Here is a 19558-nt window from a genome sequence, read left to right as displayed (position 1 = left end):
TCTGGTGCTGAGTCAATAGACGCGTAGTCTTTGGCTTCGCCGCCAGAGGTGATTGCAGCTACAGTTGCGATAGCAGCGGTAAGGGTGGTTTTACCATGGTCAACGTGTCCGATGGTACCGACGTTAACGTGTGGTTTTAAGCGTTCAAACTTGGCCTTTGCCATGAGTATGTCCTTTTTATGTGGAGATAGCACCTAATAATAATTAGGCTAATGCTATCTACATTTAGATAGTTGTGAAAAAATTGCACATGCAGTGTGCAGATATTATAAGAAAATAACTAACAATAACAAGTCTTTTAACAACTTATTGCTGTCTTTTTCAACTGACAATATAGAGATATACCCTATATTGTCATAATTAAGCAGCTATTCTTTACTCGTCTTCATCTTTATTGTTGAATTTAGAGATGATAGCTTCTGCAACTGATTTTGGAATCTCAGCGTATTTTTGGAATTCCATTGAATAGGTTGCACGGCCCTGTGACATTGAGCGCATTTGTGTGGCATAACCAAACATTTCCGCTAATGGTACTTCAGCACGAATCTGCTTAGTGCCACCAGGTAAGTCTTCCATACCTTGAACCAAACCACGACGACGGTTTAAATCGCCCATGATATCGCCCATGTAGTCTTCAGGGGTTTCAACTTCTACTTTCATTACTGGTTCAAGTAGCGTTGGGTTAGCAGCCATGAATCCTTTACGGAAAGCGATAGAACCCGCCATTTTAAATGATAACTCATCCGAGTCAACATCATGGTAAGAACCATCATACAAGGTCGCTTTAACACCAACGATTGGGTAACCAGCAAGTACGCCGTTTTTCATGCGCTCTTGAATACCTTTATCAACTGCGCCATGGAATTCTTTTGGTACCGTACCACCAACAACTTCTTCAGCGAATTCATAAAGCACTTCGCCCGCTGGATCCATAGGCTCAAGACGTAACCAAACGTGACCGAATTTACCACGACCACCAGTCTGACGTACAAACTTGCCTTCTTGTTCAACTGTGTTACGAATCGTTTCACGATAAGCAACCTGCGGTGCACCAATGTTGGCTTCAACGTTGAATTCACGCTTCATACGATCAACAAGAATCTCAAGATGTAGCTCACCCATACCACTAATAATAGTCTGACCAGATTCTTCGTCAGTGTGTACACGGAACGATGGATCTTCTTTTGCCAAACGACCTAAAGCAGTTGACATTCTTTCTTGGTCAGCTTTGGTCTTAGGTTCAACCGCTAGGCTAATAACTGGATCTGGAAATTCCATACGCTCAAGGGTGATAACATTTTGCTCGTCACATAACGTATCACCAGTGGTCACATCTTTCATGCCGACTAAGGCTGCGATGTCACCTGAACGAATCTCTTGAAGTTCTTGTTGAGCATCTGCCATCATCTGTACGATACGGCCAACGCGCTCACGCTTCATTTTAACTGGGTTATAAACGCTGCTACCTTGCTTTAGAACACCTGAATAGACGCGAACGAAGGTTAAGTTACCTACGAACTTGTCATTCATGATTTTGAATGCTAGAGCAGCAAACGGTGCGTCATCTGATGCTTCACGGAAGCCTTCAGTCTCGTCTTTGTCGTCAAGAATACCTTTAATAGCAGGTACATCCATCGGCGCTGGAAGATACTGAATAACGGCATCCAACATCTTTTGTACACCTTTGTTTTTAAAGGCAGTACCACAAAGCAATGGAATAATTTCGTTATTAATAGTCAATTCACGAATGGCATTATTGATCTGGTCTACGGTTAATTCACCATTTTCAAGATACTCATTCATCAATTCTTCATTTGCTTCTGCTGCATTTTCTACTAGGTATTCGCGATATTCTTCAGCTTTTTCTTGCAACTCAGCTGGGATTTCGCGTTCTTCATATTCCATACCTTGAGACGCTTCGTCCCAATAAATAGCTTTCATGGTAACAAGGTCAACAACGCCTTCGAAGTTGTCTTCTTTACCAATTGGAATCACTAAAGGTACTGGCTTACCACCTAAACGAGTTTTGATCTGTTCTACTACACGGTAGAAATCAGCGCCAACGCGATCCATTTTGTTGATGAATGCAAGGCGTGGTACTTTATATTTGTTTGCCTGACGCCATACGGTTTCAGACTGTGGCTGTACGCCGCCTACTGCACAGTAAACCATGCACGCGCCATCAAGAACACGCATAGAACGTTCAACTTCGATCGTGAAGTCAACGTGACCTGGGGTGTCAATGATGTTAATACGATGTTCAGGGAACTGCTTAGCCATACCTGACCAAAAACAAGTCGTCGCCGCTGAAGTAATGGTAATACCGCGCTCTTGTTCTTGCTCCATCCAGTCCATGGTAGCCGCACCGTCATGCGTTTCACCAAGTTTGTGACTGACACCGGTATAGAACAAAACACGTTCAGTAGTGGTCGTCTTACCAGCATCAATGTGCGCTGAGATACCAATATTGCGATAGCGCTTTAGGGGAGTTGTACGAGCCATAGTGTTTTCCTAAGGGAAGTCATGTATGTATAAATGTATGGTGTGTCTCCACCTTAACCTTACATTCTTTATAAAAGCTTGCGCTTTTGTTGTCACCCTATTAATAAACCCAATACGGTCTAAAAATAGAAGCTGTCAAGAACATAGTAGCAATAAATCTGGGACACTTTTTTCAGAACAATTTTATGATAGATATCCGCCAACGTCGCTATTTTAAGACGTAATGTACAAGTCTTAGTACAACTGTATAAGTGGTGACGGTTATCAGTAGAAAAAATAATAGTGATACACATTAACGATTTGCGCTGATAAACCGGTATCGCAACTTATTGCGTCCGATTTATCAGCACATAATGCTTTAAGCGTTCTTAGAAGCGGTAATGAGAGAATGCTTTATTCGCATCTGCCATACGGTGAACTTCGTCACGCTTCTTCATAGCATTGCCTTTACCTTCTGAGGCATCAGACAATTCGCCAGCAAGACGTAGAGCCATAGATTTTTCAGAACGCTTAGCAGCAGCTTCAGCCAACCAACGCATAGCCAATGCGGTACGACGGGAGGGGCGTACTTCCATTGGTACTTGGTAGGTTGCACCACCAACGCGGCGAGCTTTTACTTCAACCATTGGGCGAACGTTTTCTAGTACGTCTTCAAAGAACGCTACTGGATCTTCGATGTTACGTTTTTGAGCAACTGTCTCAAGTGCACCATAAACGATACGCTCAGCAGTAGATTTTTTACCATGGCTCATCACGTGATTGATGAATTTAGCGATGGTTTGGCTACCAAATTTAGGATCCGGTAGGATCTCACGGGTAGCAACGACGCGACGTCTTGGCATAATAATAATCCTTTTCTTCAGGAGTGTCTGACATTCACAATCTCACACCAGCCAATATGGATATATAAATATCGAGATATTGTGGGCGTAGGAGCAAGTTGTCAGTCAGCCTTACTGCATGGTGGTATGTTATATCAGCACACTTATCAATAAGAGCGTCAGACATTCACATCAAACCCATGCACAGTTAATGGGGCGTACGAATAAACACTAAATCAATATTATTGCTAATATTATGCTTTAGGTTTCTTCGCACCATATTTAGAACGACCTTGCTTACGGTCTTTTACGCCTGCACAGTCAAGTGCGCCACGAACGGTGTGATAACGTACACCTGGTAGATCTTTTACACGACCACCACGGATTAGAACAACACTGTGCTCTTGTAGGTTATGACCTTCGCCGCCGATGTAGCTTGATACTTCATAGCCTGAAGTCAAACGTACACGACATACTTTACGCATGGCTGAGTTAGGTTTTTTAGGGGTAGTAGTATATACACGAGTACATACACCGCGACGTTGTGGGCACGCTTGCAACGCAGGAACTTTTGACTTTTCCTTGATGGTTTTGCGACCCTTACGAATCAATTGGTTAGTTGTTGCCATAAGGCATCCTTCTCCCGTTTGGTATAAAACAAAAAAATGGGTCAATCCACCAAAAATGTGACGTTATCCGCCAGTTTTTGAGGAACCCATTTTTAGGACAATGTATTATAAAGATATGTTGCTGCTATTTCAACTACTTATAACGTTACCTACTTTACAAATATTCTCAAATGTGCTTTGAGATAGTAGATAGTTCGATATTAAATGGTGTTGTTTACTCGTTTTTCAAGATGATATTATATATTAATCCAGACTCTCATAAAAAATAATAATAAATGAGGCTGATAACCACACAGCCCCTTTATCGCCCTAGCCTATTTCTTCACTTCAGTTTCTTGTTCAGAATCTACTTTATCACTTGTTTTTTTAGCATCAGCATCTTTAGCTTTAGAATCAGTAGCGCCAGTGTTTGCTTTGTCTTTAGAATCAGCATTCTCAACGTCATCAGACTTTACGGCGTCATCAGAAGACTTTTTAGTCTCTGATACTTGATCGTCTTTCTTTGCTGTTTGCTTTTTGGCAGCAGAATCCTTAGCGTTACTGCTATCGGTTGTATCTTGCTCGCTCTGGTCTGTACTATTGTCTTCAGTTTTCTCTACAACTTTTTGTACAGCTACTTCGCTTCCCGTATCATCAGTAATGGCACGGTTTGCCATTTTTGGCTGAGGGGCAAACGTTGCTTGAGCGACGCCAATCACTTCATCAATCAGTTGGCTATTATAACGCATACCAACGATAACAGCTGATACCGGTAATAAGCGACGTATCCATGACAAGTTAATTTGGTCAAGATCAATGCCGACTTGACTGGCGATGTTATCAACTTGTTCTGCATAATAATTAACATTAGTATTTTTAAGACCTAAGTTCTTAAGCTCATTATGCAAACCACGGCTTTGGGCACTGTCTAACAAACCTTTACCAACACCGATACCGGCAAGCAAAGCTTGTTTTTCTTGCATTTTGCTCAAATCAGCATTGGCAAGTAGCTCATATGCCATTTTAACCCCGTCTTTACCAGTTAAGGGCTGATCGTATACGGCAGCTAATTGATAAACCGTGCGTAAAGATACCAATAATAGCCATAGCGTATCAGCAAGCATACCTGGTAATCCAGCAAGCCCTGTAATACCGCCCAAGGTTGCTAGGGCGCGGTTTTGATTGGCAATGTCGGTAGCAAGGGCATAACGCTGCTCGTCATCTAAGGTGCTGATATCCGCAAAACGATGCTCAGCCGGTAAGTCTAATTGACTCCAACTGCCTGCAAGCTGCGCGACTTTTACAAATGCACCATCTAGTACTGACTGAAACATGCTATTAGGTACGATTTTCTTAGCGTATTTACCATAGGTGGAAAACCGTGTGCCCAGTAATTGCTGAGTGGCTTTAACGGTTTGTTCACGGAATAAGTCCTGCTGATAGTCATCATCGCCCAAATCAACTGCTTGATACTGGCGTGGTTGACCGGTCTTGGCATTGGCAGTGTCAATCAGCGCGCCTACACGCTCTAGATTATTGCGAGTCAGATGCCCAATGGTGCTGATGCTTTTGGTAAGAAGGTGTCGCTTTGCCATTATTCTTTCCTTAAATGAATGAAGATATGAAATGATTTAGTAATAATCTACAGAACCTGTCATTCTTAAACTTTATTATTGAGATGAAGTTGTTTATTAGTAAAACTATAATAAGCATACGCTAATAAATGGGCAACCAAGATATGCGCTGTAGGCTTTTAGAATAGAGCTTTCACGAGTGTAGCTAACTAGGATTGCTAATGTCAGTGGCGACAATGTTATTGGTCACACAATTTTTGTATCCAAAAGTATCTTTTAATACGGTTAGGCACAGTTTTTAAAATTAAGCTTTAAAGTATATCTCCGCAGACTTTTTACTTAAAATTATTACTATTTATAGCTATTTGCAAAAGTAACTGCTTTTTAATAATAAGGTGTCATTATTGTATAATAAGTCATAAATTTAATATGATCGCAAAGATTTTATGTGACTGATACGTTATCATATACAGAATTAAGCTAAATTTGAGAGTATGCTCGAATGTATTTGGACGAGTATTTGAATTCCTGTGCGTAGCATGCTGTTCTCAATAGGAATTCTAAAAAGCCATTTATAGGTTGGTTTGCAATTAGCAGCCATCATTATGACTAATTAGTAGTCAGTCACTATTAATTAGTCATTATTGAACAGTCATTATAAGGAATCACATATGTGTCGAGTTGTCATCACTGGGGCAGGAATAGTCTCTTGTATCGGACATGATTTAGCCACGGTTACCACTGCGCTCAAAGAAGGGCAGTCTGGAATTACCTTTAACGAGTCTTATGCTGAGCATGGTTTTAAATCGCAAGTCAGCGGCAGTATTGATAACGCAGCGCTCGATACTTCTGGTATTGATCGTAAACTTAAACGGTTCTTTAGTGATGCCAGTCTTTATGCGTATGTTAGCGCTTTAGCAGCAATCGAGCAGGCAGGATTGTCGCTTGATGTGATTAACCATAACCCGCGCGTTGGTGTGGTAGCAGGTTCAGGTGGCGCATCAACCGAAGGCGTGGTCGCAGGGGTAGATGCGATGCGCGAAAAAGGTCTACGCGGTGTGGGCGCAATGGCAGTACCAAAAACCATGAGTAGCTCAGTGTCAGCAGCATTGGCAACAGGGCTAAAAATCCATGGTCCCTCCTACTCTATTTCTTCAGCTTGCGCCACATCAACTCATTGTATTGGTCATGCTGCTGAATTAATCCAGTTGGGCAAAGCCGATGTGATATTAGCCGGTGGTAGTGAAGCTGAACATTGGACGCAGTCTTGTATGTTCGACGCCATGGGTGCGATGAGCACTCAGTATAATGACACGCCTAAGCAGTCATCACGCGCTTATGATAAAGATCGTGACGGCTTTGTGATTGCTGGTGGCGGTGCCATGGTGGTTCTTGAAAGCTTAGAACATGCCCAAGCGCGCGGCGCTACTATTCTCGCAGAGCTTGTCGGCTATGGTGCCAGCTCTGATGGTGCAGAAATGGTTGCCCCAAGCGGTGAAGGCGCGGTTCGTTGTATGCAACAAGCGCTAGATCAAGCTGGTTTAGATACAGTTGATTACATTAATAGTCACGGCACCAGCACGCCATTGGGTGATATCACTGAACTAAAAGCTATTGCAAAATTGTTTGGCGATGATGTCAGTAAAGTGCCTGCGATTAGCTCAACCAAATCAATGACTGGTCATAGCTTAGGTGCTGTTGGCGCGCAAGAGCTGATTTATTGCTTGCTAATGTTACAAGAAGGCTTTATTGCCCCAAGTATTAATATTGAAGAGTTAGATGCTGCTGCAGAAGGTTTTGATATTGTCACTGAAAAGCGTGATGTCAATCTTGATACCTTGATGAGCAATAGCTTTGGCTTTGGCGGGACTAATGCCACATTAATTATTAAAAAGTTTGTTGCTTAACGCATGACAGACTTGACTCAAAAAAATCCTTCTCTATCCACGCCATCTGCCATTCGCAGATGGCGTTTTGGTCAACTGTCAGCAGCAGAATTATTACCCCACTTGCAACGGCATTTATTAACCAGTAATCAACAGGCAAACTGGCAGCTGGCATGGCTAAATAATGATGGGCGTGCAGTTATTGGCTTATTACCAAAAATCAGCTGGGCAGCTTATCCGAGTATAACTGAATCTGCTGGCTTTAATGACAATCAGTATTATCAAGTCATAAAAACGTGCCGCGATACGCACATATCTAGCAGTTATGATATGAGTTATGCTGATTGGCAAGCGGAACTGATTGCTTATAGTGAGCAGCACCATGCTATAGATAACAATGGCATACAACAAACTCAAAATGCTACACCAAGCTATCAGCATGGTTTGATCGGCTTTATTGGTTATGATATTGGCAGTCAAGCGCTCAGCCTACATGCTGACATTGACTGTGCTGCCCAACCTACCGCACTACTTGGACATTATGATATTTATCTTACAGCAATGAGCAATGAGCAATGCTGGGAATTGCATGTTGTATCGGATACAGATACCAGCATTGAGCTAAACAGTCTTCAAAGTTTAGCTATTAAAGCTGTAGTTGAATGTTTAAATACATTAGACAATGAGTTATCAGGTACGAATAACTTTCAAGAACTTGGAAATTCTTTAGCACCTCTTGTATTAACACCCAAATGGCAAAAAAGCGATTACCAGCGTGCATTTGCTAAAACGCAGTGCTACTTGGTGCAAGGAGATTGTTACCAGATTAATTTAACCCAAGCATGGCAAGGTAGCTTGAACAGCTTTAAACATAACGGTAATGCAGTAACCAACTTGATTGATTATGTGCCTGCCTTACATCGCAATACTCAAGCGCCATTTGCAGGATATATTGGTTTGACGCAAGTAGAAAATACACACGTAAAGCAATATTCAAATTCCCATATAAACCCTACTCATGCAAACACTGTAAATTTTGAATTATTAAGCTGCTCACCTGAACTGTTTTTCACATTTATTAAAGACAAGCAAACCGGCACACATCATATCCGCACCAAGCCTATCAAAGGCACTAGACCACGCAGTATCAATGCAGAGCAAGACTTATTGCTAAAACAACAACTAATAGACAGTGCTAAAGACCGTGCCGAAAACGTCATGATTGTTGATTTATTGCGTAATGACTTAGGCAAATATGCCAAAACTGGCAGCGTCAAAGTACCACAATTATTCACGATTGAGAGTTTTAGCAACGTTCATCATATGGTCAGTACCATCACCGCTGAGCTCAAACCAAATACCCATCCGTTAGCAGTGTTATTTGGTAGTCTGCCAGCAGGTTCTATAACCGGTACACCGAAAAAACGAGCGGTTGAGATTATCTCGGAATTAGAAAGCACACCGAGAGGCGCATATTGCGGCACCATGGGCTATATTAATTTTGATGGTAGCGGTCAATGGAATGTGTTAATCCGCACCTTGCAAGCCAACAGATTCACGAGTGGCGAAATGCAAGTCAGCTTATGGGCAGGTGGTGGTATTACTATTGCATCAGACTGCAATGAGGAATATCAAGAATGTCTTGATAAGGTCGGTAATTTGCTAAATGTCCTTGCGCAGTCAAATGACTAACGGCGCAAGGGTAAGTTATAAAATTTTTATCTATTAACTTAAAGCGCTTTTAAAGCCTCTATCAATCTTTTGTTTTCGTCGCTTGTACCCACAGTAATGCGTAAATATTCTTGGATACGCGGTTGGTTGAAGTGGCGAACGATAATCCCTTGTTCACGTAGAGCACTGGCAACGGTGCTAGCATTGCCATCCTTTGGACGTGCAAAAATGAAATTGGTATGCGATGGCAACACTTGGTATCCAAGAACGGCTAACTCATGCGTTAATATCTGGCGTAAATCTATCACTTGCTGGCAAATATGCTCAAAATACGGCTTATCCAATACACTTGCTGTTGCCCCTACTTGAGCCAATTTATCTAACGGATAGCTGTTAAAGCTATTTTTCATCCGCGTTAATGCTTCAATTAACGAGGCATTAGCAAACGCTATGCCAACGCGCAGCCCTGCTAATGAGCGCGATTTTGAGAAGGTTTGCGTCACCAATATATTATCAAATTCATTGATTAAACTGACCGCTGACACTTCTTTTTCTGTACTGGTTTTATCAGACTGGGCAAAATCTATATACGCTTCATCAATCACAACGACTGCATTAGGATGCGCCTGTGCTAACTTACGGATATCAGCAAGAGACAACAGCAATCCTGTGGGGGCATTTGGATTGGCAATAATAATCCCGCCACATGGCTGACTATAAGCATTAGCATTCACGCTAAAATCTTCTTCAAGCGGAATTTGTACCAAATTTACGCCAAACGTCTGCGCGTATACTGGATAAAAGCTATAGCTGATATCCGGTGCTAATAGCGGCAGCGGCTTCATAAAGAAACTGGCGAATACTAACGCCAGCACCTCATCTGAGCCATTACCAACGAACACCTGGTTGCGCTCTAAATGATGCAAATCTGCCAACGCTTGCCGTAAATCATCAGACTCAGGCGCAGGATAAAGGCGCAACTCATCCGCTTGATGGGCTAACGCCGCATGAATCGCCTCGCTTACTTTTGGCGACGGTGGGAATGGATTTTCATTGGTGTTCAACTTACATAAATTATCGTGCTGCGGCTGCTCACCCGGCACATACGGTGACAGGTTACAGGCTTTGGCTGACCACAATCGGGTATCTATACTCTGCTCGCTCATACTTTATCCTACTTATATTATTCTGCTCAGCTTAATTGACTAAGTCATATGAATGATTAACGACATAAGAAAAATTTGCAGCACTTAACCGTTATCATTGATAACGATAGCGTGCTGAGCGCGCGTGCGCATCTAAATCTTCATTTTGCGCTAAGATATCTGCGGTTCTTGCCAGAGGCTGACAGCCACTTTTGCTGCAATAAATAAGCGAGGTTTTCTTTTGAAAGTCATACACGCCAAGTGGCGATGAGAATCGTGCGGTACCTGATGTTGGCAAAACGTGATTGGGTCCAGCACAATAATCGCCAATGGCTTCAGGCGTATGACGACCCATAAAAATAGCTCCAGCGTGGCGAATGTCAGCAAGCAGCGCATCAGGGTCATCAACTGATAATTCTAAATGTTCAGGGGCAACGCGATTGATCACACTCATGCCCTCAGCACGGTCTTTCACCAAAATCAATGCGCCACGATTTTGCAATGAATCACGGGCAATATCTGCTTTTGGCAATTCGGCTAATGCTTTTTCAATCTCTGCGGCAACTTCCGCTAATTGCGCACTACTCGTCGTCACAAAAATAGCTTGCGCAATCCGGTCGTGCTCAGCTTGGGACAATAAATCCATTGCCAGCCAATCAGCACGATCATCGAACTGCCCTTCCGCATAAACCAGCACCTCAGATGGTCCGGCAATCATATCAATGCCTACTTGCCCGAACACAGCGCGTTTAGCGGCAGCAACATATTTATTGCCGGGACCCGTGATCTTATCTACTTGCGGAATACTATCTGTGCCATACGCCAATGCCGCTACTGCTTGCGCGCCACCAATCGTAAAAACGCGATCCACTTTTGCCAAATGCGCGGCTGCTAATACTAAAGGATTAAGCACACCTTTTGGCGCAGGCACGGCCATAATCACTTCAGACACGCCAGCCACTTTAGCAGGAATCGCATTCATGAGTACTGATGAGGGATAAGATGCCAATCCGCCCGGTACATAAATACCAACTCTATCAAGCGGCGTGACCTTTTGCCCTAAGCGATTGCCCAGCTCATCTTCATATTGCCAAGTTTCTTGTACTTGGCGCTCATGGAAGGTCTGCACACGCGTGGCAGCCGTGGTTAATGCCTCTCTTACCTCATCATCAAGATTAGCAAAGGCGTCAGCAAGTGCTTCTTGAGTCAGCTCTAACTCACCCATTGAGGTGGCGGGATGCTGATCAAATTGCTGTGTCAATGCCAATACCACGCTGTCTCCACCATGGCGCACTTGTGCAATGATATCATCGACCGTGGTTAATAACTGGGCATCATTAACCGTTTCAAAGGCTAATAAATCGCTTAATTGCTGTTCAAAATCGGCATCTTGACTACTTAACTGGCGCATGACTTCATCCTATGAGTGAGCGAGAGATACGGCTCCAAAAACAAATGATTAATAAATAATGAATAGACCACTACTTCAATAAAGCGTCCTGCTTTATCTAAATAAGTAATGATAGTAATGAGGTTAATACTTAATGATAACAACTATTAATAATAATGGTTAAAAATGATATCGCAAAAATAGACCGTTTTCTGAAAAAAATAATCCGCAGAAATAAATTAGCAGACACAATAAAACCAGTTTAGCATGCTCTATTTCTATTGCCGCTCTAAACTGGTTTTATATTATATAACATACTTTTTATATCACGGATAGCAATATCAATCAGCTATTAAGCAGTAGCGGCAATGCTGTTCTTAAAACTGTCTAAAATAGGCTCAAGCAACGCAAACTTACGCTTATAACTGACCTGATTGACAATCAAACGCGACGACACATCACAGATATGCTCAAGCGGCTCTAGACCATTGGCAATCAGCGTATTACCTGTATCAACCACGTCGACAATAAGATCGCCTAAGCCAACTAAAGGCGCAAGCTCCATCGAACCATACAGCTTAATAACATCAACCTGCTGACCTTGACTGGCAAAATAAGCACGCGCTACATTGACGTATTTGGTTGCAATACGCAGACGACGATTGGGTAAAGGTGCGCCCTTAACGCCAGCGGTCATTAGCTTACATCGAGCAATTTGCAAATCCAATAATTCATAAACATGATTGGCACCATGCTCAAGTAACACATCTTTACCCGCGACACCAAAATCTGCCGCACCGTGCTCGACATAGGTAGGTACATCGCTGGCACGCAAAATCAAAACCCGAACATTTGGGTTTGACGTTGGGAAGATAAGCTTTCGCGACGCTTCAGGGTCCTCTAACAACTCAATCCCTGCGGCACGTAATAATGGCATGGTCTCTTCTAAAATACGCCCTTTAGACAAAGCTAACGTTAAGCCAGTAAACGCATCATTTACTTCATTTAATAATGTGTCGGCTGGCAAGGCTTCGGGCTGCGCAGTCTTATTGTTTTCAGTCATAGGGGCATCTTGTCCGGTTGCGATTCTGTGATATCTATTGCTTTTGCTTTTTATTGATTTATTAAGCTATTTATTGGTAGTTATTAACAATACGTCATCGTGTTACGGATGACTGCTAATAACTAGTCATTGGTATTAATACGTTGGATATTAACACCAAGCGCGCGCAGTTTGTCTTCAACATGTTCATAACCACGGTCAATATGATAAATGCGATCAATCAAGCTCTCGCCTTCTGCGGCTGCCGCTGCCATTACTAATGACATTGAAGCGCGCAAATCTGTTGCCATCACGGGCGCAGCCGTAAAGCATTCAACGCCTTTTACCACAGCAGTATGACCATCAACTTGGATAGAAGCACCCAAACGATTCAGCTCTGGCACGTGCATATAGCGATTTTCAAAAATATTTTCAATAATAGTGCTGGTACCATCGGCAAGACAACAAACCGCCATTAGCTGTGCCTGCATATCAGTCGGAAAGCCAGGATGCGCCTGAGTACGAATGTCGACCGGTAACGGACGACCACTCATTTGCGCGCGAATCCAATCGTCACCCGTAGTGATGATAGCGCCCATCGCTTCGAATTTCTCAAGTACCGGAGACAATAGTAAAGCGTTGGTGTTCTTGGTCAATACATCACCGCGGGTCATTAATGCGCCTGCTAAATACGAGCCCGTTTCAATACGGTCAGGTACGACAGAATACTCACAACCATGCAAACGCTCAACGCCTTCGATGGTCATGGTTGCGGTACCAATACCGCTGATTTTTGCGCCCATAGCGACCAACATATTTGCCAAGTCAACCACTTCTGGCTCAAGCGCACAGTTACCTAATACCGTAGTACCTTTGGCAAGCGCAGCTGCCATAATGACATTTTCAGTACCGCCAACAGTAATCATGTCAAAAGAGAAATGACAGCCAAGCAGTTTGCCACCTTTTGGCGCTTGGGCTTTAACATAACCATTTTCAACAACAATGGTCGCGCCCATCGCTTCAAACGCTTTTAGATGTTGGTCGACAGGACGTGAGCCAATGGCACAACCGCCCGGTAATGACACTTCTGCTTCACCAAAACGTGCCAGCAAGGGACCAAGCACTAAGATAGAGGCACGCATGGTTCTGACCAAATCATACGGCGCATAAAAATTGTCAATGTTTTTGGTATCGCAGGTGACGGTATCGTCTTGTTTTTGAATCGCAATGCCCATGCCACTGATCAATTCAATCAAGGTGCGCACATCTTGCAGTGACGGTACATTATGCAAAGTCATCGGCGTCTCTGCCAATATCATCGCCGCCAATAACGGCAACGCGGCATTTTTAGCGCCTGAAATAGTAACTTCCCCTGCAATACGACTGCTACCAGTGATTAAAAATTGATCCATAAAAGTGACAACCTAACGATAAGTGTGAAAAATAATAAGTATAAAAAATGAAGGTGAAACTGGCTAAACGTAATTCTTAAGCAACTATCAAGCAACCGCATAAAACGGTTTAGCCTTAACAGCCTTTAACTTAAGACTTACTTAGCCTTTTGATTGAACATCCCATTCAGCTGGGGTTAATGCTTGAATATTAAGCGCATGAATATCACCGCTGGCAATTTTATCATTAACAAGCGCGTAAATAGCCTGTTGGCGTTGAACAGAACGTTTGCCCTCAAAGCTTGCATCAACCACGCGCACATCAAATTTATTGCCTTGATTGGCAGCTTGAATAAAAGCCTCTGGAAAATGCGGCTGTAAAAATGCAATTAAATCGTCAGCGTTCATGCTCATAGGAATACCTGTTTTATTAGTAAAAGTGCGCTTTACCATAGAATGGGGTTAAATAGGACGCCATTATAACAAGAGTTGGCAGCTGTAGCAGTACTGTCACACGGTTATTTATTACTCGATTGCGTATAAGATTTATTAACGGCGTGTATCGACTACTCTTATACTTGTTCCATTGCCATCATTGTTCTGTGACTGTTATTGTTTGGTCGCCAAATACTGTAGCACTTGCGCCCGTACATCATTGACCCAGCGCAGTGGCGACGCCATCGCACCAATACTGGTGGCATGACTAGCACCTTTAATCACACCCGTCTCTACAGTAGCGCCATGATTTTTTAACGCTTGGGTCATATTAAGCGTATTTTGCGCATAAACGACTTTATCATTTTCAGCGGTTAATAACAGATAAGGTGGCTGTTTCCCTTTAATCTGTCTATCCGGCATCACCTTATCAGGGGTTGCCGTCGCAGGAAAGGCGCTGGCACTGCTAAATTTGCGAAAGTCATAGCTATAAGGACCGGCAATACCAACCACTGCGCGAATATCACTGGGTTTCATACCATAAGGCGCTAAAAAATCTTCATTAGCAATGGCAGCAACGGCATTAAACGCACCTGCCGAGTGACCCACAACCGCTAAGCGCTGCGGATTGGCATGAAATCTTGACGCATTACGATAACTCCACGCAATCGCACGTGCCGTGTCCTTAACATAATCAGGATAAAGGTGCTCGGGCGCTTTGCGGTAATTAATCACAGCAGTGACATAGCCTGCTTGAGCAAAACTTTTACCCACAAACGCATATTCTTCTTTATTGCCACTTTCCCACGAGCCGCCATGCACAAATACCACCATGGGATAGCTGGCAGCAATAGGCTGTTGGCTATGCATGGCTTGCGCTAACGGCTTAGGATAATAGATATCCAAATCCTGCAATGGCGCGTCACCATATAGGATATCTTTACTGACGCCAACACCGCCGGTCACACTCACGCTATTTAACACGCCCAAAACCGAAAATGCCTGTGCTTGCTGGGTTGCCAAAAAGAGAGTGCCCACGATGAGTAACCCAGTCCAGCTATAACGAATAAATGAACGCGATAATGAAGGTGATGTTGCGCTGCCATTATTAAAAGTAGCGTTACTATATTTATTTATAGTTTGACTCATACCATGACTGGTCATCTTAAGCATCCTTATTCGCTATGCACGATAACTTGCGGATTTATCCGTTTCCGTTCCGTTATGACGCTGGTGGGCTGGTTTCCGACATAATATCTGCTTCATCAATGGGGGCGCCGTACTCATTCATTAAGGTGGTTAACAGTACCAACTCGGTAATTCCGACGGTATTATTTGCCATATCAATAAGCAAGCTTTGCTGCGAGGGGGTCATTCGTCCCATTACATAGACCACGCCATCATTGGTTACGATTTTAATTTGTGACGCTTTAATTCCGTTATTGGCGGTAACCCTTGCTAGTAACTTGGTTGTGATATAGCCATCGTGAACAGTTGAGCTGTAGCCTTTTGAAACACTAACCTTTAACTCATTATAGACGCGGCGCACATCGGGCATAGAGCCGAGCACTTTTTCACTTTGCGTCTTAATGTCTTCGGATGGCACTTCACCTAATAATAGCACTTCGCTATAAAAACTATTGATACTAATGCGGCTGTCTTGTTGTAGATTTTCTTGCAGCCCATAGATGTTCACTTTTGCAGTATGCTCAATGCTTCTATCAAGGAGGCGCTGAGGGATAGTGCGCTCAGTGACAGGCACGCCATAAGTGCCCTCGGTACTATTGGTCAAATAATTGGTGGCACAACCGGTACTTATGAGGCAAGCGGTGATAAGAACGCCTATCATAGCGCGGCGCGGGGTGATAGAAGATGTGAGCGAATGCATCCTTGTCATTATTTACCTCATAAGACAGTGTTAAATAGATCGGGATAGTACAGGACAGTTATTGCGATTACTTTACTCAAATTTTATGGTGGGCGGTTAGGTATTTGGTAACGGCATATTGTTGGAGTAATGCAGCTGGTTATTAAATCTGCTATTTGTCATTAAATCTACTATTTTAACGCTACCATGCCGAAGTGATAAACGCACCTTTTATCCATTCAGGTTGGTACTTTTCTGTTTGATAATATGTTTTTGCGTTATCAGTGCGTTGGGTATTATAAGCAATCACATCAAAACGGCACTCATAGTCGGCATAGTGCGGATGCTGCTGTAAAAAACATTGCGCGGTTTTAATAATTTTACGTTGTTTGGCAGGTGTGACCGTTAAAGCAGCATCGCCAAACCCTGAGCGCACCCGTTGGCGTACTTCAATAAAAACGAGGGTCGACCATGATTTGCCCTGCTCTAACATGACCAAATCGAGCTCGCCAATGTTTGGCTGCTGCCAGTTACGAGCGATAAGCGTCAGCCTGTGTTGCTGCAGAAACTGACAGGCATGCTGCTCGAATTGACCACCTTGTCGCTGTTTTGGCGCATTTAACGCCATTCTTGCTGCCATTGGATAATGACTCTTATGCTGATACGAAATGATTTTATTTATTCATTAATTTTATTTACTAAAGGATATGAATAAAGAATGATAACTACTTGCTTGTGTATCTTAAATCTAATTGCACATACAGTGGTATTAAGAGTTTGTTATGACCGTTCATTCGTATTTATTCCCACTCATTCCCTAGTTATTGCCAATAAAAATGATAGCTGACCCAACCAGCATTTCAGATTTATCATAGCACATCATGCTAAACTAATACCCTTTGCGCGTTTACGTTTTCCATGCTGGCTCAGTACGCACATCGCTTAATGTAGCCGTTTGGCTCGTATTCTTTCTATTTATTCTTATTACTGTGCTAAAGAGGTTTTCATGTCTACCCCCACCACGATGCCGGCTTGTCTATATATCGTTGCTACCCCTATTGGTAATATGCAAGATATGACGCCGCGCGCGATTGATATCCTAAAGCAAGTCGCGATCATCGCTTGTGAAGACACACGCACCTCGGGCAAATTACTGTCTTATTTTGGCATTGATACCAAAGCTGCTAAAGATAATACTACCGATAAAAACGCTGATAATTCCTCTAATAATAATAACAACATTGCCAATAAAAACACTGATAGTGATTCGTCTGATAGCGCAGATAATAAAAAAGGTCACAATAAGCTGTGGGCATATCATGAGCACAATAGTGCCATTCAAACCCCCAAAATTATTGAGATGATTCAACAAGGCTATTCCGTGGCACTCATTAGTGATGCCGGAACGCCATTAGTTAGTGACCCGGGCTATCAATTGGTACAAGCCGCGCATGCCGCTGGCGTCACTGTATCACCGATTGCTGGCGTGTCTGCTGCGATTGCCGCATTGTCAGTAGCTGGCTTGCCCTCTGACCGCTTTAGCTTTATTGGCTTTTTACCGGCAAAAAGCCATGGTCGCCAAAAGCAACTGACGGCATTGCAGGCACGTACCGAAACGCTGATATTTTATGAAGCGCCGCATCGCATTATTACCAGTTTAGAAGATATGGCAGCGATATTTGGGGCTGCGCGCAGTGTGACGTTTTGCCGTGAGTTGACCAAGACCTTTGAGACAGTACAGAAATCAACCCTTGGTGAATTGGTTGAATTTGTAAAAGCCGATGACAATCAACAACGTGGCGAGATGGTAGTGGTAGTCGCTGGCAATCATTCCGCACAGGATGATGACGATATCAGCGTACACGATACGTTATTGCAGCGTTTATTATTAGATTTGTCTGTTAAAAAAGCCGCCGCACTCGCCGCTGATATCACTGGTGTAAAGAAAAACGCTTTATATCAGCGTTTACTTGAGCTACAAGCGGCTCAGTAAACGCTACTGGCAATTTTTTTTTAACGTTATAGTTTTTTAATGTCACGCACTTTCAAGGTTACGTGTTTTTAAAATTACTGACTTTATAAATTGGTTTATTAATAGTGGTTTCATTTTTTTATAATAAAGCTGAGGGAAATAAGCAATGTACGATGTGATGGCAATAGGTAATGCGCTAGTCGACCATGAATATGTGTTAAGCGATGCGGCGTTAGATGAGACTGAACTGACCAAAGGTAATATGACGTTGGCAGCGATTGAAGAGCAGCAGCAGCTCTTGGCTTATTTTCAATTGGCAAATATTAAACCGACGAAACAAGCGGGCGGTGGCTCAGCAGCTAATACTATGTTTACCTTTGCCAGCTTGGGTGGTAAGCCATTTTATGCGTGCCGTGTGGGCGATGATAAACAAGGTACTTTTTATCTGCAAGATTTGCATAATGCTGGCGTGGCAACCTCAGAAAAGTCTATTCATACAGGTGGTGTGACTGGCTCTTGCGTGGTGGCGGTGACGGAAGACGGCGAGCGTACCATGCAAACTTATCTTGGCACCTCAAGTGATATCACCGCTGAAAACGTAAATTTTGATGCCTTAGTGAGTGCTGAGTGGCTGTATTTAGAAGGTTACTTGGCAATGTCTGAAAGCATTCAACCTGCGATGACCCAGCTGCGCCAACAAGCAGGCATTCATGGCACCAAAATCGCGGTGAGCTTTGCTGACCCAGCCGTCGTAAAATTTGCCAAAGACGGTTTGCTTAATATGCTTGGCAATAAAGTTGCGGTTATTTTCTGCAATAGCGAAGAGGCACGACTGTTCACGGACAAAAAACAATTGAAGGCTGCCGCACGTGCCTTACTTGAGCACTGTCAAATTGCCGTAGTCACCGATGGCGCAAATGGTGCTGTAATCGTGCAAAAGCCAGTGCAAGAAGATGGCGACATTATTATTCATGAAGTTGCGACACCAGCCGTTAGCGATGTGATTGATACCAATGGCGCAGGCGATAACTATGCTGGCGCGTTCTTATATGCGCTATCACAGCATTATAGCTTGCCAGAATGTGGGCGACTTGCCAGCGAAGTATCTGCGCAAGTGATTCAGCAGTTCGGTCCACGCTTGGCACCGCAAGACTATCAAGATATTGCGCGCCGCGTGTTAACCGTTTGACCGTTTAACCGTTTGAAAACTTAAACATCTAAGATTTAAATCATTAAAAACCCATATCAGATTGA

17 protein-coding genes are annotated in these 19558 nt (G+C 43.2%); 4 read left to right on the top strand and 13 right to left on the bottom strand.

Features of this window, described 5'->3' with window-relative positions:
- The 5 genes from AAEY78_RS10495 to AAEY78_RS10475 all read right to left on the bottom strand — a co-directional run.
- Positions 1 to 164: GTP-binding protein (locus AAEY78_RS10495; protein ID WP_352339293.1), on the bottom strand; the 164-nt coding region annotated here is incomplete at its 3' end.
- A gap of 211 nt (positions 165 to 375) precedes the next feature.
- Entirely contained in the window at positions 376 to 2502 is a 2127-nt protein-coding gene (gene fusA / locus AAEY78_RS10490) for an elongation factor G (protein ID WP_352339289.1), read from the bottom strand.
- 368 nt (positions 2503 to 2870) lie between these two features.
- Positions 2871 to 3344 carry a 30S ribosomal protein S7 gene (gene rpsG, locus AAEY78_RS10485; RefSeq protein WP_062533890.1) on the bottom strand — a complete coding sequence of 158 codons (474 nt, stop codon included), beginning with the start codon at positions 3342 to 3344 and terminating at the stop codon, positions 2871 to 2873.
- Positions 3345 to 3577: 233 nt separating this feature from the next.
- Positions 3578 to 3952: a 30S ribosomal protein S12 gene (gene rpsL, locus AAEY78_RS10480; RefSeq protein ID WP_025646352.1), complete on the bottom strand. Its 375-nt coding sequence runs from the start codon at positions 3950 to 3952 to the stop codon at positions 3578 to 3580.
- Positions 3953 to 4266: 314 nt separating this feature from the next.
- Entirely contained in the window at positions 4267 to 5526 is a 1260-nt protein-coding gene (locus AAEY78_RS10475; protein ID WP_352339288.1) for an EcsC family protein, read from the bottom strand.
- Between the two features lie 650 nt (positions 5527 to 6176).
- Here AAEY78_RS10475 and AAEY78_RS10470 point away from each other — a divergent pair.
- Both AAEY78_RS10470 and AAEY78_RS10465 read left to right on the top strand, forming a co-directional pair.
- Positions 6177 to 7412, top strand: coding sequence for a beta-ketoacyl-ACP synthase II (locus tag AAEY78_RS10470; RefSeq protein ID WP_352339287.1), 1236 nt, complete (start codon positions 6177 to 6179; stop codon positions 7410 to 7412).
- A 3-nt stretch (positions 7413 to 7415) separates the two neighbouring features.
- Entirely contained in the window at positions 7416 to 9083 is a 1668-nt protein-coding gene (locus AAEY78_RS10465) for an anthranilate synthase component I family protein (RefSeq protein WP_352339286.1), read from the top strand.
- Between the two features lie 38 nt (positions 9084 to 9121).
- On the opposite strand, the gene hisC is transcribed toward AAEY78_RS10465, so the two are convergent.
- From hisC to AAEY78_RS10425, 8 genes are all read right to left on the bottom strand, one after another.
- Positions 9122 to 10228 carry a histidinol-phosphate transaminase gene (gene hisC, locus AAEY78_RS10460; RefSeq protein WP_352339285.1) on the bottom strand — a complete coding sequence of 369 codons (1107 nt, stop codon included), beginning with the start codon at positions 10226 to 10228 and terminating at the stop codon, positions 9122 to 9124.
- Between the two features lie 94 nt (positions 10229 to 10322).
- Complete coding sequence (gene hisD / locus AAEY78_RS10455) at positions 10323 to 11618, bottom strand: histidinol dehydrogenase (RefSeq protein ID WP_352339284.1); 1296 nt, start codon at positions 11616 to 11618, stop codon at positions 10323 to 10325.
- Between the two features lie 331 nt (positions 11619 to 11949).
- A complete protein-coding gene (gene hisG / locus AAEY78_RS10450) occupies positions 11950 to 12660 on the bottom strand; it encodes an ATP phosphoribosyltransferase (RefSeq protein ID WP_352339283.1) in 711 nt (236 codons plus the stop codon).
- A gap of 122 nt (positions 12661 to 12782) precedes the next feature.
- The gene (gene murA / locus AAEY78_RS10445) at positions 12783 to 14051 is read right to left on the bottom strand and encodes a UDP-N-acetylglucosamine 1-carboxyvinyltransferase (RefSeq protein WP_352339282.1); all 1269 of its coding nucleotides are present in this window, start codon (positions 14049 to 14051) and stop codon (positions 12783 to 12785) included.
- 141 nt (positions 14052 to 14192) lie between these two features.
- Positions 14193 to 14444: a BolA family protein gene (locus AAEY78_RS10440; protein ID WP_310734139.1), complete on the bottom strand. Its 252-nt coding sequence runs from the start codon at positions 14442 to 14444 to the stop codon at positions 14193 to 14195.
- A gap of 195 nt (positions 14445 to 14639) precedes the next feature.
- The gene (locus tag AAEY78_RS10435) at positions 14640 to 15629 is read right to left on the bottom strand and encodes an alpha/beta hydrolase (protein WP_352339281.1); all 990 of its coding nucleotides are present in this window, start codon (positions 15627 to 15629) and stop codon (positions 14640 to 14642) included.
- Between the two features lie 58 nt (positions 15630 to 15687).
- Entirely contained in the window at positions 15688 to 16362 is a 675-nt protein-coding gene (locus tag AAEY78_RS10430; RefSeq protein WP_352339280.1) for a BON domain-containing protein, read from the bottom strand.
- 172 nt (positions 16363 to 16534) lie between these two features.
- On the bottom strand, positions 16535 to 16972 hold the full coding sequence (locus AAEY78_RS10425; RefSeq protein WP_352339279.1) for a YraN family protein: 438 nt from the start codon (positions 16970 to 16972) through the stop codon (positions 16535 to 16537).
- A gap of 366 nt (positions 16973 to 17338) precedes the next feature.
- Between AAEY78_RS10425 and rsmI the strand changes: the two genes are divergently transcribed.
- Both rsmI and AAEY78_RS10415 read left to right on the top strand, forming a co-directional pair.
- The gene (rsmI, locus tag AAEY78_RS10420) at positions 17339 to 18325 is read left to right on the top strand and encodes a 16S rRNA (cytidine(1402)-2'-O)-methyltransferase (protein ID WP_352339278.1); all 987 of its coding nucleotides are present in this window, start codon (positions 17339 to 17341) and stop codon (positions 18323 to 18325) included.
- A gap of 145 nt (positions 18326 to 18470) precedes the next feature.
- Entirely contained in the window at positions 18471 to 19493 is a 1023-nt protein-coding gene (locus AAEY78_RS10415; RefSeq protein ID WP_352339277.1) for an adenosine kinase, read from the top strand.
- The last annotated feature ends 65 nt before the right edge of the window (positions 19494 to 19558 follow it).

Source organism: Psychrobacter sp. 16-MNA-CIBAN-0192, from assembly GCF_040309565.1.
In the GTDB taxonomy this organism is placed as follows: domain Bacteria; phylum Pseudomonadota; class Gammaproteobacteria; order Pseudomonadales; family Moraxellaceae; genus Psychrobacter.
Note: the sequence above shows the minus strand (reverse complement) of the source record. Positions and strands in the feature narration are given on the sequence as shown.

Bases quoted from the DNA above. Each gene is read 5' to 3' on its own strand.
- fusA (WP_352339289.1), bottom strand. From the start codon at position 2,502: ATGGCTCGTACAACTCCCCTAAAGCGCTATCGCAATATTGGTATCTCA.
- rpsG (WP_062533890.1), bottom strand. From the start codon at position 3,344: ATGCCAAGACGTCGCGTCGTTGCTACCCGTGAGATCCTACCGGATCCT.
- rpsL (WP_025646352.1), bottom strand. From the start codon at position 3,952: ATGGCAACAACTAACCAATTGATTCGTAAGGGTCGCAAAACCATCAAG.
- AAEY78_RS10475 (WP_352339288.1), bottom strand. From the start codon at position 5,526: ATGGCAAAGCGACACCTTCTTACCAAAAGCATCAGCACCATTGGGCAT.
- AAEY78_RS10470 (WP_352339287.1), top strand. From the start codon at position 6,177: ATGTGTCGAGTTGTCATCACTGGGGCAGGAATAGTCTCTTGTATCGGA.
- AAEY78_RS10465 (WP_352339286.1), top strand. From the start codon at position 7,416: ATGACAGACTTGACTCAAAAAAATCCTTCTCTATCCACGCCATCTGCC.
- hisC (WP_352339285.1), bottom strand. From the start codon at position 10,228: ATGAGCGAGCAGAGTATAGATACCCGATTGTGGTCAGCCAAAGCCTGT.
- hisD (WP_352339284.1), bottom strand. From the start codon at position 11,618: ATGCGCCAGTTAAGTAGTCAAGATGCCGATTTTGAACAGCAATTAAGC.
- hisG (WP_352339283.1), bottom strand. From the start codon at position 12,660: ATGACTGAAAACAATAAGACTGCGCAGCCCGAAGCCTTGCCAGCCGAC.
- murA (WP_352339282.1), bottom strand. From the start codon at position 14,051: ATGGATCAATTTTTAATCACTGGTAGCAGTCGTATTGCAGGGGAAGTT.
- AAEY78_RS10440 (WP_310734139.1), bottom strand. From the start codon at position 14,444: ATGAGCATGAACGCTGACGATTTAATTGCATTTTTACAGCCGCATTTT.
- AAEY78_RS10435 (WP_352339281.1), bottom strand. From the start codon at position 15,629: ATGACCAGTCATGGTATGAGTCAAACTATAAATAAATATAGTAACGCT.
- AAEY78_RS10430 (WP_352339280.1), bottom strand. From the start codon at position 16,362: ATGACAAGGATGCATTCGCTCACATCTTCTATCACCCCGCGCCGCGCT.
- AAEY78_RS10425 (WP_352339279.1), bottom strand. From the start codon at position 16,972: ATGGCAGCAAGAATGGCGTTAAATGCGCCAAAACAGCGACAAGGTGGT.
- rsmI (WP_352339278.1), top strand. From the start codon at position 17,339: ATGTCTACCCCCACCACGATGCCGGCTTGTCTATATATCGTTGCTACC.
- AAEY78_RS10415 (WP_352339277.1), top strand. From the start codon at position 18,471: ATGTACGATGTGATGGCAATAGGTAATGCGCTAGTCGACCATGAATAT.